Origin of the sequence: Idiomarina piscisalsi (assembly GCF_002211765.1) — a bacterium.
Taxonomy (GTDB): Bacteria; Pseudomonadota; Gammaproteobacteria; order Enterobacterales; family Alteromonadaceae; genus Idiomarina; species Idiomarina piscisalsi_A.
Map to the genome: position 1 here is coordinate 260914 of NZ_CP022133.1, position 14463 is coordinate 275376.

The window sequence follows — 14463 nt, forward strand, 5'->3', positions numbered from 1 at the left end:
ACATCAAGTACACTACAGGAAATTGAGTTCGGGACAGTTTGAATGAACGATAGAAAAGATGATTCGATAGATTTTGGCTACCAAAAAGTGGCCAGAAGTGAAAAGAAAAACCTGGTCGCCAACGTGTTTCAATCGGTTGCGGCGAAATACGATGTCATGAACGACTTAATGTCGTTTGGCATTCATCGGTTATGGAAACGTTACACCATTGATTGTAGCGGTGTTCGTAAAGGTATGAAAATACTGGACATTGCTGGTGGTACAGGCGACTTAACCGCGCAATTTTCGCGCCGGGTGGGTCCGGAAGGTGAAGTGGTGTTAGCGGACATTAATGACGCTATGTTAAAAGTTGGCCGCGACAAACTGCGTGACAGAGGTGTTGTTGGCAACGTGCGTTACGTGCAGGCAGACGCGGAAGAATTGCCGTTTGACGACAATACTTTCGATGTTATTACCATTGCTTTTGGTCTGCGTAACGTGACCGACAAAGACAAAGCATTGCGCTCTATGTTGCGTGTTTTAAAGCCTGGCGGTCGACTGTTAATTCTGGAGTTTTCTAAACCTGTATCAGCCACCTTAAATCAGCTGTACGACTTTTACTCGTTTAATATACTGCCCAAAATGGGGCTGGTGGTTGCGAATGACGCCGATAGTTATCAGTATCTGGCGGAATCGATCCGTATGCACCCTGATCAGAACACTCTAAAGTCGATGATGGAAACCGCCGGCTACGAAAAAGTCGACTATCAAAATATGACAGGCGGTGTTGTCGCTCTGCATAGAGGATATAAGTTCTAATGACGTTATTACCGCTATTGCCAACGGTTCTGTTTGAGAAGTTAGCAAATTCGCTGTTAAAAAAAGACGCGCAAAGCTCTGAAAGACTGCGCCGTTTAGCGGGTAAACGCGTTCGGCTGAAACTTAAAGAGTTACCATTTACAACCACCGTTAGTGTGGATGAAGCGGGTATTTATATCAGCACGGCGGATAGCGATGACGTTGACTGCTGCATAAGCACTGAACTTGGCGTTTTACCGGAACTGCAGGATACCGCCAATTTAACGCGTCTAATTAAGGCTGATCAGCTCGATATTGATGGCGACCCTATGTTGGCGCAACAACTGGTGGGCTTGTTTAAGTCGCTGGATGTCGACTGGGAAGCCGAATTGGCGAATACGCTCGGAGATGCCCCCGCACATTGGTTCATGAAACTGTGGCACAAAAGTCGAAGCCACGTCGAGAAAAGGTTGGAAGAAAGTAAACGTTGGTTTAAAGGCGTTGTCACAGATGAGAAACAGTTGCTTCCAACGCGCGAAGAATTTAATGAATTCAAAGACAATATGCAGCAATTGCGTGCAAAAGTAGAGCGCCTGCAAAGGCAGTTCGGGGAAAGGAAGAGCTAATGCGGACTCGGCGTTTTTACAAAATCACTAAAACCTTACTGACTTACGGGCTGGATGACTTAATTCCGGCTCGTTGGCTACCCTGGACGATACGCTTAGGTCGTCATGCGTTATTCTGGATGCCGAATAAGCACAAAGACAAACCGGCTGGGGTTCGCCTAAGGTTAGCGTTGGAACAGCTGGGGCCAGTTTGGGTTAAATTTGGTCAAATGCTGTCAACTCGCCGTGACTTACTGCCGCCGGATATTGCTATTGAGCTGGCGCGCTTGCAGGACAAGGTACCGCCATTCAACGGTGAAGCGGCCCAGAAGATCATTGAGAAGTCGTTAAACCTGAATAGTATCGACGATTGTTTTATTGATTTTGACACGACACCTTTGGCTTCGGCCTCGATTGCCCAAGTGCATACTGCGCAGCTAAAACAGGCGGACGATATTGTCGACGTGGTCATTAAAGTCATTCGGCCAGATATTCGTGAAACCATTCATGCCGACCTTGAGTTGATGGAAACACTGGCCTCTGTGGCGGCGCGACACCTGCCCGACGGGCGTCGGCTAAAGCCCAAAGAAGTGGTTAAAGAATACCGTAAGACATTGCTAGACGAGTTGGACTTATTGCGTGAAGCGGGCAATGCGATTCAGCTTAAGCGTAACTTTGAAAACTCTGACATGCTCTATATTCCGGTGGTTTACAGTGACTACAGCCGCCATAACGTAATGGTGATGGAGCGCATTGACGGCATACCGGTGAGCGATGTTGATACTCTGCGAGCCCGTGGTGTCGATATGAAAAAGCTGGCCGAGCGCGGTGTTGAAGTGTTCTTTACACAAGTATTCCGCGACAGCTTCTTTCACGCCGACATGCATCCTGGCAATATTTTTGTCGCCAAAGACGACCCGTTGCACCCACGCTATATTGGCATCGATTTTGGTATTGTCGGTACCCTGAACAGGGACGACAAACGCTATTTGGCGGAAAACTTTTTGGCCTTTTTTAATCGCGACTATCGTAAAGTCGCTGAGCTGCATGTTGACTCCGGTTGGGTACCCCGCCACACCAATATCGAAGAGTTCGAATCGGCGATTCGCACGGTTTGTGAGCCTATCTTCGAAAAGCCACTGGCGGAAATTTCGTTCGGGCATGTGCTTATTAATTTGTTCAATACCGCCCGCCGGTTTGAAATGGAAGTGCAGCCGCAGCTAGTGCTACTGCAAAAGACGTTGCTTTACATTGAAGGCTTAGGACGTCAGCTTTACCCCGAGCTGGACTTGTGGAAAACCGCAAAACCTTTCCTTGAGCGCTGGATGAATGAGCAATTAGGTTGGCGTGCCGTTGTTCGCTCGGTAAAAGAAAATGCGCCTTACTGGGCGGAAAAAATGCCGGAAATTCCGAACATGATTTATGACAGTCTGCGCCAGTATCAAACGCAACCTAAGCAAAATGACTATCGTTGGCAAGCGCTGCTTCGCGCGCAAAAGCAGGCCTCAACGTTAACCTTCTGGACCGTGTTAAGTGCCAGCGGACTCATTTGTACCACGCTATTATGGACGGACACCGAATTGTCGGCGCCAACTATCGGCTCTGGTATAATAACGATATTACTAGCCGTCATGGCCTGGCGAAGCCGGCCGAAAACGTCGAACGGCGAATTTAACTAAAAACGATTATAGGAAAGCACATGGGTATATCACCTTGGCAGTTACTGATTCTGCTCGTTATTGTTGTTTTACTGTTTGGCACCAAGCGCTTGCGCAACATGGGCTCAGACTTGGGTAATGCCGTAAAAGGCTTCAAAAAGTCAATGAATGATGAAGCTGACAACAAAGACGATAAAGAAAAAAAGAAAGAGTCGCTGCAAGACAAAGAGCAACATGACGACTCGGATACATCCGGAAAATCGTAAATGTTCGATATTGGCTTTTGGGAGTTATTGCTGATAGCAATTGTCGGGCTGCTGGTACTTGGGCCCGAGCGGCTCCCTTCTGCCATTCGTGGCTTCCAACGTATGCTTAGCGGTGTGCGCCAATACACGCAAAAAGTCCAAAGTGAACTCGATCATGAACTTCGTATTAAAGAGTTGCACGAGCACTTAAAACAGGCCGAAAGTCAGGATCTCGAAAATCTTAGCCCTGAATTGCAACGCTCGCTGGTTGAACTGAGAAATGCCGCCGCTGACGTTCAACGTCCCTATTCGAAAAAGCCAGATGACTCAAATTCACCGAATACGGCAGATAAGAGCAGGGACAGTGAATGAGTGACTCACCGTTACTGAACCACTTGCTGGAATTGCGTAATCGACTGTTGCGGTCGGTGCTCGTGGTGTTGGTGGTGTTTGCGGCATTGGCTTATTTTGCTAATGATCTTTATAACTTGCTTGCGCAGCCGCTGCTAGTGGCCCTGCCTGACGATGCTCAGATGATAGCAACCGATGTGGCCGCTCCCTTTTTTACGCCCTTCAAACTGACATTTGTCATCGCATTGGCGCTCGCCATACCCTATTTGTTATGGCAACTCTGGGCCTTTATTGCCCCCGGTCTGTACCGAAAAGAAAAGCGTTTAGTGGTACCGCTACTGGTGAGCAGTACGTTGTTGTTTTATGCAGGCATTTCGTTTGCGTATTTTGTGGTGTTGCCCATTGCCATGGCCTTTTTTACCGGCGCTGCTCCTGAGGGTGTTACGGTTGCGACGGATATAAGCCGTTACCTTGATTTCGTCCTGGCCATATTTATGGCCTTTGGTATTGCGTTTGAAACGCCTGTTGCCATTATGCTGCTGATATGGAGCGGTGTCAGTACTCGCGAATCGTTGGCACGTAAACGTCCCTATATTATTGTGGGGGCGTTTACTGTCGGTATGCTGTTAACGCCGCCGGACGTTATTTCGCAAACTTTACTGGCTATTCCCATGTGGCTGCTGTTTGAGCTGGGTTTGCAAATAAGTCGCTGGTACACACCCGCAAAGTCGAATGACAAAGAACAGGCTGATGAGGCTTAACGATGTGGTTTGATGCTGGAGTGAATTTAACCAACAAACGGTTATTGAAGGCGTTGCCTGAAGTGATGGAGGCTGCGGAAAAAGCTAGAGTGGCAAGGCAGCTTATTATAGCGACCTCGCTCGAAGAAACGCGAGAAGCGATAAAGCTTTGTGAGCAATACCCACAGCAGTTAGTAATGACTGCTGGTATTCACCCCCATGACGCTGGAGAAGCCCCCGAAAGTTTTGCTGATGAGTTGAGAGCACTTGCTGAGCACAAAGCTGTTGTTGCTATTGGCGAGTGCGGGCTGGACTTTAACCGAAATTATTCGCCTCAAGACACTCAGGAACAAGTATTCGTTGCGCAAATAAAGTTAGCGAATGAGCTTAACTTGCCGTTATACCTCCACGAGCGAGACGCTATTGATAAACAAATTGAATTGTTGAACCGCTACTGCGATGATGACACAACTTGTTTAACGCATTGCTTTACTGGCGGGCCAGCAGAATTAGAGCGGTATTTGGAGAGAGGTCACTGGTTTGGCGTAACAGGGTGGATTTGTGATGAACGTCGTAACAGCGAATTACTGGCCGCTTTGCCGAGTATTCCGCTTGAGCGTTTAGTACTGGAAACCGATGCACCGTTTTTACTGCCCCGAGGCATTAAGCCGCGTCCTAAAATGAATGCGCCAAAGTATTTACCGGTGATTGGGGCTGCAGTAGCAGAGGCGCTGGATATATCGGCGGAAGCATTGGCGGAACAAACCACTGAAAACGCCAAGCGATTATTTAACTTAGGGTAACTTGTATTGCGCTTAACACGACGGCTGATAAAACATTTTATGCTGATGATACTTGTCATCGGCATGGTCGTTGCGTTTTCAGCGAACGCACAGTTACTGACCAAGACAGGGTCGTCTTTAGGCATCGAATACACAAACAGTGAGAAAAAGCTGTCACTGGAAGAGGTAAAACGGCTTAATGACGAGCAATGGTCTGCCTTAGAATCAGACAGAGCCTCCTTTGGTTACACAACTGACGAATATTGGTTTCGATTTCAGTTACAAGGTTCAAATACCGACAGAGTGCTGCACATTGCTTATCCGCTGCTCGATGAGTTGAGTATTTACATACAAACGGATGCGGGTATAAAAACGTATGAACTCGGCGATACGAAGCCGTTTCATGAGCGCCCAATTCCGACGTCTGAATTTGCGGTACCACTGCCTGGAGGCACCAGTGGCATGGTATACATTAGCGCGACCAGCCAAAGCTCTATGCGGTTGCCAATAGCGGTGCGATCGAACATCGGCTTCTTTGAAACTCAAATGAATCGCCGTATTGCTGAAGGTATCTACTTCGGTGTTTTGCTGTGTATGGCGGTGTATAACCTGTTCGGGTTTGTCGCGTCGCGAGAACCGGAGTTTGGTCTGTACTCCTTATATACCGTGTTTTTCGCCGGTCTGATGCTCTCTTTGGAAGGTCTGGGTTTTCACTACCTCTGGCCCGAGTCCATTTATCTTCAGGATAAGGGCATCCCCATATTTGGTAGCCTGACATTTTTAACCGCCGCTTTATTTGCCTATCAGTTATTAGAGCTGAAGCGATATCGAAATACACTGGGGCGTGGTTTAATGGTTATGGCATTTTTGTCCGCAGCCAGCTTAGTGGTCGGTATATTTGCCAGTTATCGAATCAGCATTCATGTGCTACTGATACTGGCCGCCCCGGGGTGCTTTTTCTTGTTGTTGGTGGGTGCTTACTTATGGCGTAAAGGTTTCCTGTACGCTCGAATTTTTACATTGGCGTGGTGCAGCTTATTGCTGTCTGTGGTTGCAAACTCGCTCGGTTATTTGGGTGTCATAGACAGTATGTTCATTCAACGCCATGCCATCATGCTCGGTTCAGGGATAGAAATACTGCTACTTTCTTGGGTATTGGCAGTGCGCTACAACGAGCAGCGCAAAGAACGCCTGGCGGCGCAGCAAAAGTACAATCAAGAGCTTGAAGAAAATGTTGAAGAACGCACCTTTGAGCTGCAAATTGCGTTGCGTGAATTGCAGGACGTTAACAGTGAGCTTGAACAGAAAAACATGGAAGATCCGCTCACGGGGCTTTATAACCGTCGCTATTTCCAGCAACACCTTGAACGCGAGTTACGCAGAACGTTGCGCAGAGAGTTACCATTGGCGTTACTGATGATTGACGTCGACCGTTTCAAACCCATTAACGATACCCACGGACACATGGTGGGTGACCAAATTTTAAAACAGTTAGCTAACTTAATGAGGCAGCACGCTAAGCGAGCCGCTGATGTCGTTTGTCGATATGGTGGCGAAGAGTTTGCTATTATTCTGCCGGAAACAGACCTTGATGATGCGCGGATCTTTGCTGAGCAATTGCTAAGTATGGTTAGGGAGCAGCGCTTTGAAACTGATGTCGGAGAACAGCGTATCACCATCAGTGCCGGTGTTATTTCAACTAGCAATCGTATTTTTGATAACGTGGATGAGCTTTTCAAAGCCGCAGATGAGGCCTTGTATACCGCTAAGAATCAAGGTCGTGATCAGGTCGCTGAGTAGTAAAGCAGGAGTAATAAATGACGAATGAAGGGTCATTCCCAAAACGCCGCTTAAGACGGTTAAGACGTTCAGCTTTCAGTCGCAGGCTGGTTTCGGAAAACCAGCTGTCGGTGAACGATTTAATTTACCCTGTATTTGTGCTGGAAGGGCAGAATCAACGCGAAACGGTTGACTCTATGCCCGGCGTCGAACGTCTCAGTATCGATTTGTTGGTGGCTGAATGTAAACGTTTAGTCGAATTAGGCATTCCTATGGTCGCCCTATTTCCGGTAACGCCGGCGTCTGCAAAGTCTGAAATGGCAGAAGCGGCCTATGATGATAATGGTTTGGCGCAGCGAGCCGTAAAAGCGATAAAAACCGAGTGCCCGGAGTTGGGTGTAATGACCGACGTGGCTCTGGATCCGTTCACGACCCATGGTCAGGACGGCATTATTGACGACAATGGCTATGTTCAAAATGACATTACCACCGAGGTGCTGGTTAAACAGGCGTTGTCTCATGCGAAGGCCGGTGCCGATGTTGTTGCGCCGTCAGACATGATGGACGGCCGTATTGGTGCTATCCGTGATGTATTGGAAGGTGAAGGGTTCCATAATACTCAGATAATGGCCTATTCCGCTAAATACGCCAGTGCATTTTACGGGCCGTTCAGAGACGCAGTGGGCTCTGCAGGCAACTTAAAGGGCGGAGACAAAAAGACGTATCAAATGGACCCGGCAAACTCTGATGAAGCCCTGCATGAAATTGCTCTGGATATCCAGGAAGGTGCCGACATGGTGATGGTGAAGCCGGGCATGCCTTACTTAGATATCGTGCGTCGGGTAAAAGACGAATTCGGTGTGCCGACCTTTGCGTATCAAGTCAGTGGTGAATATGCCATGTTGCAAGCCGCCATTGCTAATGGGTGGTTGGGCGAAGACGTTGTCGAAGAGAGCTTGCTGGCTTTCAAGCGTGCCGGAGCTAATGGGATTTTGACGTACTTTGCTAAAACCATTGCTGAAAAGTGGGCTAAGTCTGAATAGCCGTTAAGCCGTTACTTCATTGGCAAGCTGTGCGAGTAATCCCTCGCGCAGTGCGCCATAAGTCACCTCAAACTCTTCTATATTAAGTGCTTCAGTAATACCGGCAAGAATCGCTAAGCCACCAGCCAAAACCGCTTTTCTGTCTTCTCTCAAGCCCGGGAAGTCGAGTGCGTCTACGGTTCCTTTTTGAGCGCATCGTTGAATTAATTCATTGAGCCACTCACGTGTTAACGTAGGCTGACTTTCGGCGTGCGCTATTTCACTAACCGCTCTGAATGTGCCCGACGCACCCAGTACACGTTGCCAGTTGTGCTGGCGGTAGTCGTTGAGAAAAGGCTCAATAAGGGTCGTAGCTTCACGTTTTGCCTGTGCGAAAGCCGGTTCACTCATCACGCCGCCTTTAAAATAACGATTCTGGAAAACCACACAACCCATGTCTAAACTTTGCAGGTATTTCGGGATCAACCCATGCCCAGCGATAACTTCTGTACTGGCCCCCCCAATATCAATGACCAGTACATCGTTGGCACATTGAGACACACTGCAAACGCCCGAGTAAATTAGTTCAGCTTCCTGCTCACCGGTAATCACCTGAATAGGGTGCCCTAAAGCGCTTTCAAATTGCTCTAATAGTGGGATTTGATTACTGGCTTTGCGCAGTGCCGCTGTCGCGACAACGGTCACGGCATCGGGCTGGAATTGTTCGAGCTCTGCGGCAAAACCTGACAGGCATTGACATGCTCGTTTCGCTGCATCGTCATCAATGGTATTTGCTGCGTTAAGCCCGTCGGCCAGTCTGACTTTCTGTTTGTGCCGTGTAAGCACTCGTGGCTTTGGGAAAAAACCGGTCATTGAAACCTCTGCCATCAACAAATGGAAGCTATTTGAGCCCATGTCGATGGCAGCCAGTTTTTTCTTTTTCAGCGCCATTGGCGAATTACGACCTCGGTGGTCCTGAACGACGGCCACGGGGCTTGCCTTTATTGCCGCCGGAGTTGTGGCGGCGTCGGCGTTGCGGTGGACGAGGTCGTCTCAAGTCACTCAACATAGCGTCGGCATCGTACTTAGTGACCGGAATGCTGTGACCAATGTATTCCTCAATAGCCGGAAGGTTATAAACATACTCCTCACACGCCAGGCTAATAGCTGCGCCGCTTGCGCCAGCACGGCCTGTGCGTCCTATGCGGTGCACGTAATCTTCACAGTCGTCCGGTAAATCGAAGTTATAGACATGCGTCACTTCCGGAATATGCAGTCCGCGTGCAGCGACATCGGTTGCAACCAAAAAGTCGATGCGGGCTTCTGAGAAGTCATCGAGAATTTTGAGTCGTTTCTTTTGGGGGACGTCACCTGTGAGTAAGCCTGCCCGGTGGCCGTTTGCCACTAACCAGCCGTGAACTTTCTCACAGCCATGCTTGGTATTAGCGAAAACAATCGCTTTTTCTGGCCAGTCTTCCTCAATAAGCGTCAACAGAAGCGGGAATTTGTCCGGCTTAGACGGGTAAAATAATTCTTCGGTAACCCGCACTGCTGTTTTCTGTGCCGGCTCAACTTCCAGTTTGGTTGGCGCGTTCATGTGCTCGTAGGCCAACTCTTGAACGCGATAAGACAGAGTCGCCGAAAATAAAAGATTGAGGCGTTTCGCAGGCTCGGGCATTTTCTGAAGTAAATAGCGAATATCGTCAATAAAGCCTAAGTCAAACATGCGATCGGCTTCGTCCAGCACCACCACCTCAATGTCATTCAATGAGAATAAGCCTTGCTTATAAAAGTCGATGAGGCGACCGGTAGTACCAACGAGAATGTCCGGACTATTGCTCAGTTGTTCCTTTTGAGCGTCGTAGCCTTCGCCACCGTATATGACACCCATGTTCAAACCACAGCTTTCAAGCAATGGTTCTGCGTCGTGGGCAATCTGAATGGCCAGTTCTCGCGTAGGAGCCATAATGAGTGCACGAGGGCCTGAATCGGTTTTTTCGGACGACGCGTTCTGCATTAAGCGGTTGAAAGTCGCCAGAAGAAATGACAAGGTTTTCCCTGTTCCGGTTTGAGCCTGACCAGCAACGTCGCGCTCAGATAACGCAACAGGCAGACTTAACGCCTGGATTGGAGTACAATATTCGAATCCGGCATTGGATAGCGCTTGCTGTAATTTGGGATGAAGCGCCAAATCAGCGAAACGAGTTTCTGAAAGATGTGTTTTATTCATAAGTTATAAGCATATCAGTTTGCGCTTGTATTCAAAAACAGAAATAATACTATTCTATATTTCCACGCGAAAGAATTTAGCGGAGAGTACCATGAGTGACGCAATTGTTCAGCTAAGCGATGACAGTTTTGATGAAGATGTCATCAAATCCGATAAACCTGTACTGGTCGACTTCTGGGCCGAGTGGTGTGGGCCGTGTAAAATGGTCGCGCCAATTCTGGACGACATTGCCGAAGAGTACAAAGGTAAGTTGGTTATTGGGAAGCTGAACGTGGACCATAACGAGCAAACCCCACCGAAATTTAATATTCGTGGCATTCCTACATTGCTGCTGTTTAAAGACGGCGATGTCATTGCAACGAAAGTGGGTGCATTGTCTCGTGCTCAGCTGGTCGAATTTTTAGAACAGCACATTTAATCGGTATCAAAAAGCGGCGCATTATGCGCCGTTTTTGTTAGCAAAACTGGACGAATTCTAATTTTGGTGATACCTTCTGTTTATTAACTATTCAAGCAGGCTTGCCAACTCCACCGGCGCGCCTTGTTAAGTAAGAGAAACTTCTGTTTCTGACTTCGCAACTCGCGAAATCCGAACGTTCCATTTGTTTTAATATTCTAGAGTCAATAAAAAGGCTTTGTGTTCAATCGATAACTCGAAAACCCTCCTATGAATCTAACTGAACTTAAAGATAAACCCGTAAACGAGCTTGTTGAGCTCGCGGACTCAATGGGCCTTGAGAATATGGCCCGTCTGCGTAAGCAGGACATCATTTTTGCTATTTTAAAAGCCCACGCGAAAAGCGGTGAAGACATATACGGCGGCGGTGTGTTGGAAATATTGCAGGACGGCTTCGGCTTCTTGCGATCGGCCGATTCGTCATATTTGGCCGGTCCGGATGACATTTATGTATCGCCTAGCCAAATTCGTCGCTTTAACTTGCGCACAGGTGATACGATTGGCGGTAAAATTCGACCGCCGAAAGACAGCGAACGTTATTTTGCCCTCCTGAAAATTCGCGAAGTCAACTTTGACAAACCTGAAAACTCCCGTAATAAAATTCTCTTTGAAAACCTGACACCATTGCACGCAGATGAACGTTTTCGTTTAGAGCGCGGTAATGGCAGTACGGAAGATATTACGGCGCGCGTTCTCGACTTGTCGGCCCCGATTGGTAAAGGCCAGCGTGGTCTTATTGTGGCGCCACCGAAAGCGGGTAAGACGCTATTACTGCAAAACGTTGCAACGTCTATTGCGGCGAATCATCCGGAAGCAGAGCTTATTGTACTGCTTATCGATGAGCGTCCGGAAGAAGTAACGGAAATGCACCGTTTGGTACAGGGTGAAGTGGTTGCTTCAACCTTCGATGAGCCAGCCAGTCGCCACGTACAGGTCGCGGAAATGGTTATCGAGAAAGCGAAGCGTTTGGTTGAGCACAAAAAAGATGTTGTCATCTTATTGGATTCAATTACTCGTTTGGCGCGCGCTTATAACACCGTTATTCCAAGCTCAGGTAAAGTCCTGACAGGTGGTGTGGACGCTAACGCGCTGCATAAACCAAAACGTTTCTTTGGTGCCGCACGTAACGTTGAAGAAGGCGGCAGCTTAACCATTATTGCGACAGCGCTTATCGACACCGGCTCAAAGATGGATGAAGTTATCTACGAAGAGTTTAAAGGTACCGGTAACATGGAATTGCACTTGAACCGTAAGTTGGCAGAGAAGCGAGTTTTCCCTGCAATCGACTTTAACCGTTCAGGTACACGTCGTGAAGAATTGCTGACGTCTCAGGACGAGCTTCAGAAAATGTGGATCCTGCGGAAGATTATGAACCCAATGGGCGAAGTTGAAGCCATGGAGTTTTTGATTGACCGTTTGCAAATGACTAAGACCAACGACGAATTCTTCGAATCGATGAAGCGTCAACGCAACAGCTAAGCGGCGTATGAAATATCAAGATCTGCGAGACTTCATCGCGCTCCTCGAGGAGCGCGGTGAACTCAAACGCATCCAGCAAGAAATCGATCCCTACCTTGAAATGACCGAAATATCTGACCGTACGTTAAAAGCAGAGGGCCCGGCCTTATTGTTTGAAAACGTGAAAGGTCATGATATGCCGGTGTTAGCGAATCTCTTTGGTACGCCAGAGCGGGTAGCTTTGGGTATGGGGCAAGAGTCGGTCACGGCACTACGCGACGTGGGCAAACTGCTTGCGTTTTTAAAGGAGCCTGAGCCGCCGAAAGGTTTCCGTGATGCGTTGAATTTGTTGCCTACCTACAAGAAAGTGCTGAGTATGTCGCCGAAAAAACTGAAAAAGGCGCCGTGTCAGCAGGTCGTCATGAGCGGTGACGAGGTCGACTTAACTAAGTTACCTATTCAGCATTGTTGGCCGGGCGATGTAGCGCCGTTAGTCACCTGGGGGCTTACGGTGACTCGGGGACCACATAAAGAGCGCCAGAACTTAGGTATTTATCGCCAGCAACTTTTGGGACCGAATAAGCTCATTATGCGTTGGTTGTCGCATCGCGGTGGTGCGCTGGACTTTCAGGAGTGGTGTCAGCAACATCCGGGTGAAAAGTTTCCGGTGTCCGTCGCATTAGGCGCTGACCCCGCTACGATTTTAGGTGCGGTGACGCCCGTACCAGATAGCCTTTCTGAATATGCCTTTGCTGGTTTACTGCGTGACAGCAAGACCGAAGTAACCCAATGTATTAGCAACGACTTACACGTACCGGCGCACGCAGAAATTATTCTGGAAGGTTACATTGAACCGGGTGAAACAGCGCCCGAAGGGCCGTACGGTGACCATACCGGCTACTATAACGAAGTGGATGAGTTTCCGGTGTTTACCGTGACGCATGTGACTCATCGTAAGGACCCAATTTACCACAGTACTTATACCGGTCGTCCGCCAGACGAGCCAGCGGTGCTGGGTGTGGCTTTGAACGAAGTCTTTATTCCGTTATTGCAAAAACAGTTTCCGGAAATTGTCGATTTTTATTTGCCGCCGGAAGGCTGTTCGTATCGTTTGGCCGTAGTCACTATGAAGAAGCAATATTCCGGACACGCTAAGCGGGTGATGATGGGTGTCTGGTCTTTCTTGCGTCAGTTTATGTATACCAAGTTTGTCATTGTGTGTGATGACGATGTGAATGCACGTGACTGGAAAGATGTGATTTGGGCGATGACGACCCGAATGGACCCGGCGCGCGACACCACATTGGTTGAGAATACACCAATTGATTACCTCGACTTCGCCTCTCCGGTGTCGGGCCTTGGCTCAAAAATGGGCATGGATGCAACCAATAAGTGGCCGGGCGAAACCGACCGTGAGTGGGGCGAGCCTATTGTCATGAGTGAAGAAGTTAAACAGCGTGTCGACCAGTTGTGGGACGAACTGAACATTATGGAGTCGTGAATGAGTCAACAAATGACCTGTAAAGCCGAAATTTCGCGCCAATTAGCGGACGCTGTATGGGAAGTGCGTTTGCAGTTGCCGCAGCCGGTTGAGTTTAAAGCAGGCCAATACATGATGGCGGTTATGGGCGAGAGAGATAAGCGACCTTTTAGTATTGCGTCATGCCCATCGAAGGGAAGTGAGTGGTTACTCCATGTAGGAGCAACGCCAGACAACACCTATGCGATGGAAGTGCTGGATAAAATACGCGCAGACGGTGAACTGGAAGTTGACGGCCCTGACGGTATTGCGTTTTATCGACAAGACAGCGATAAGCCTGCTGTCATTATTGCAGGCGGGACTGGTTTCTCTTATGCCTATTCCATTCTACAACAGCATTTACGAGCAACGCCGGAGCGCCCATTAACGTTATATTGGGGCGCAAAGAGCCTGGCCGATTTGTACCTGCATGACGAGCTTGAGCAATTAGCAAAACAATATGAACACTTTGACTATCACCCGGTGGTTGAAGACGCCGCTGGCGACTGGCCGTATTCTATTGGATTAGTCCACCAGGCGGTAATGGCGCGTCAACAGGACTTGCAAGACTGTGAAGTTTACATGGCCGGCCGTTTTGAAATGGTGCGCGTTATTAGAGACGACTTTGTCGCTCAAGGCGTACCGTTAGAAAACCTTTACGGTGACGCTCTGTCGTTTATTTAAAGACAATTTGTTAATGCAATAAGCTGCGTTATACTGACGCCGCTTTACCAAGGGGTGCCGGCAACGGCTGAGATGCGAAAGCGAACCCTTAAAACCTGATCCGGTTAATACTGGCGTAGGGATGGTAGAAAACCCGTCTAATACAGCCTTACCGGA

General features: G+C 48.5%; 15 protein-coding genes and 1 riboswitch. Of the genes, 13 read left to right on the forward strand and 2 right to left on the reverse strand.

The window, feature by feature from the left end; genetic code table 11:
* The first annotated feature begins 42 nt into the window (after window positions 1-42).
* The 9 genes from ubiE to hemB are packed head-to-tail and all read left to right on the forward strand — an operon-like array spanning window position 43 to window position 7980.
* Window positions 43-798 (forward strand): bifunctional demethylmenaquinone methyltransferase/2-methoxy-6-polyprenyl-1,4-benzoquinol methylase UbiE, encoded by a 756-nt coding sequence (gene ubiE, locus CEW91_RS01215; protein WP_088767315.1) that lies wholly within the window; start codon window positions 43-45, stop codon window positions 796-798.
* A complete protein-coding gene (locus CEW91_RS01220) occupies window positions 798-1403 on the forward strand; it encodes a ubiquinone biosynthesis accessory factor UbiJ (RefSeq protein ID WP_088767316.1) in 606 nt (201 codons plus the stop codon). Before ubiE ends, CEW91_RS01220 begins: the two co-directional genes overlap by 1 nt.
* The gene (gene ubiB / locus CEW91_RS01225) at window positions 1403-3061 is read left to right on the forward strand and encodes a ubiquinone biosynthesis regulatory protein kinase UbiB (RefSeq protein WP_088767317.1); all 1659 of its coding nucleotides are present in this window, start codon (window positions 1403-1405) and stop codon (window positions 3059-3061) included. Before CEW91_RS01220 ends, ubiB begins: the two co-directional genes overlap by 1 nt.
* Window positions 3062-3081: 20 nt before the next feature.
* Window positions 3082-3306 carry a Sec-independent protein translocase subunit TatA gene (gene tatA / locus CEW91_RS01230; protein ID WP_088767318.1) on the forward strand — a complete coding sequence of 75 codons (225 nt, stop codon included), beginning with the start codon at window positions 3082-3084 and terminating at the stop codon, window positions 3304-3306.
* Entirely contained in the window at window positions 3307-3657 is a 351-nt protein-coding gene (gene tatB / locus CEW91_RS01235) for a Sec-independent protein translocase protein TatB (protein ID WP_088767319.1), read from the forward strand.
* The gene (gene tatC, locus CEW91_RS01240) at window positions 3654-4397 is read left to right on the forward strand and encodes a twin-arginine translocase subunit TatC (RefSeq protein WP_088767320.1); all 744 of its coding nucleotides are present in this window, start codon (window positions 3654-3656) and stop codon (window positions 4395-4397) included. The genes tatB and tatC overlap by 4 nt, the downstream gene beginning before the upstream one ends.
* Before the next feature lie 2 nt (window positions 4398-4399).
* Entirely contained in the window at window positions 4400-5179 is a 780-nt protein-coding gene (locus tag CEW91_RS01245; RefSeq protein ID WP_088767321.1) for a TatD family hydrolase, read from the forward strand.
* 39 nt (window positions 5180-5218) lie between these two features.
* Window positions 5219-6958, forward strand: a complete 1740-nt coding sequence (locus CEW91_RS01250) for a sensor domain-containing diguanylate cyclase (RefSeq protein WP_088767322.1) — start codon at window positions 5219-5221, stop codon at window positions 6956-6958.
* A 17-nt stretch (window positions 6959-6975) separates the two neighbouring features.
* Complete coding sequence (hemB, locus tag CEW91_RS01255) at window positions 6976-7980, forward strand: porphobilinogen synthase (RefSeq protein WP_088767323.1); 1005 nt, start codon at window positions 6976-6978, stop codon at window positions 7978-7980.
* Window positions 7981-7983: 3 nt separating this feature from the next.
* On the opposite strand, the gene CEW91_RS01260 is transcribed toward hemB, so the two are convergent.
* Window positions 7984-8949 carry a Ppx/GppA family phosphatase gene (locus CEW91_RS01260; protein ID WP_232507000.1) on the reverse strand — a complete coding sequence of 322 codons (966 nt, stop codon included), beginning with the start codon at window positions 8947-8949 and terminating at the stop codon, window positions 7984-7986.
* Entirely contained in the window at window positions 8918-10189 is a 1272-nt protein-coding gene (gene rhlB / locus CEW91_RS01265) for an ATP-dependent RNA helicase RhlB (protein ID WP_088767325.1), read from the reverse strand. The genes CEW91_RS01260 and rhlB overlap by 32 nt, the downstream gene beginning before the upstream one ends.
* A gap of 91 nt (window positions 10190-10280) precedes the next feature.
* Between rhlB and trxA the strand changes: the two genes are divergently transcribed.
* The 4 genes from trxA (at window position 10281) to fre (ending at window position 14307) form a co-directional block, all read left to right on the forward strand.
* Window positions 10281-10607 (forward strand): thioredoxin TrxA, encoded by a 327-nt coding sequence (trxA, locus tag CEW91_RS01270; RefSeq protein ID WP_088767326.1) that lies wholly within the window; start codon window positions 10281-10283, stop codon window positions 10605-10607.
* A 249-nt stretch (window positions 10608-10856) separates the two neighbouring features.
* Complete coding sequence (gene rho, locus CEW91_RS01275) at window positions 10857-12125, forward strand: transcription termination factor Rho (protein WP_053953284.1); 1269 nt, start codon at window positions 10857-10859, stop codon at window positions 12123-12125.
* A gap of 7 nt (window positions 12126-12132) precedes the next feature.
* Window positions 12133-13605 carry a 4-hydroxy-3-polyprenylbenzoate decarboxylase gene (ubiD, locus tag CEW91_RS01280; RefSeq protein ID WP_088767327.1) on the forward strand — a complete coding sequence of 491 codons (1473 nt, stop codon included), beginning with the start codon at window positions 12133-12135 and terminating at the stop codon, window positions 13603-13605.
* Window positions 13606-14307 (forward strand): NAD(P)H-flavin reductase, encoded by a 702-nt coding sequence (gene fre / locus CEW91_RS01285; RefSeq protein WP_088767328.1) that lies wholly within the window; start codon window positions 13606-13608, stop codon window positions 14305-14307.
* 40 nt (window positions 14308-14347) lie between these two features.
* A riboswitch (TPP riboswitch) is annotated at window positions 14348-14446 on the forward strand.
* Window positions 14447-14463: the final 17 nt, after the last annotated feature.

Excerpts from the sequence above, each read along its gene's own strand:
- CEW91_RS01245 (WP_088767321.1), top strand. The coding sequence starts at position 4,400 with ATGTGGTTTGATGCTGGAGTGAATTTAACCAACAAACGGTTATTGAAG.
- CEW91_RS01220 (WP_088767316.1), top strand. The coding sequence starts at position 798 with ATGACGTTATTACCGCTATTGCCAACGGTTCTGTTTGAGAAGTTAGCA.
- rhlB (WP_088767325.1), bottom strand. The coding sequence starts at position 10,189 with ATGAATAAAACACATCTTTCAGAAACTCGTTTCGCTGATTTGGCGCTT.
- tatB (WP_088767319.1), top strand. The coding sequence starts at position 3,307 with ATGTTCGATATTGGCTTTTGGGAGTTATTGCTGATAGCAATTGTCGGG.
- ubiE (WP_088767315.1), top strand. The coding sequence starts at position 43 with ATGAACGATAGAAAAGATGATTCGATAGATTTTGGCTACCAAAAAGTG.
- ubiB (WP_088767317.1), top strand. The coding sequence starts at position 1,403 with ATGCGGACTCGGCGTTTTTACAAAATCACTAAAACCTTACTGACTTAC.
- hemB (WP_088767323.1), top strand. The coding sequence starts at position 6,976 with ATGACGAATGAAGGGTCATTCCCAAAACGCCGCTTAAGACGGTTAAGA.
- tatA (WP_088767318.1), top strand. The coding sequence starts at position 3,082 with ATGGGTATATCACCTTGGCAGTTACTGATTCTGCTCGTTATTGTTGTT.
- CEW91_RS01250 (WP_088767322.1), top strand. The coding sequence starts at position 5,219 with ATGCTGATGATACTTGTCATCGGCATGGTCGTTGCGTTTTCAGCGAAC.
- fre (WP_088767328.1), top strand. The coding sequence starts at position 13,606 with ATGAGTCAACAAATGACCTGTAAAGCCGAAATTTCGCGCCAATTAGCG.
- ubiD (WP_088767327.1), top strand. The coding sequence starts at position 12,133 with ATGAAATATCAAGATCTGCGAGACTTCATCGCGCTCCTCGAGGAGCGC.
- rho (WP_053953284.1), top strand. The coding sequence starts at position 10,857 with ATGAATCTAACTGAACTTAAAGATAAACCCGTAAACGAGCTTGTTGAG.
- tatC (WP_088767320.1), top strand. The coding sequence starts at position 3,654 with ATGAGTGACTCACCGTTACTGAACCACTTGCTGGAATTGCGTAATCGA.
- trxA (WP_088767326.1), top strand. The coding sequence starts at position 10,281 with ATGAGTGACGCAATTGTTCAGCTAAGCGATGACAGTTTTGATGAAGAT.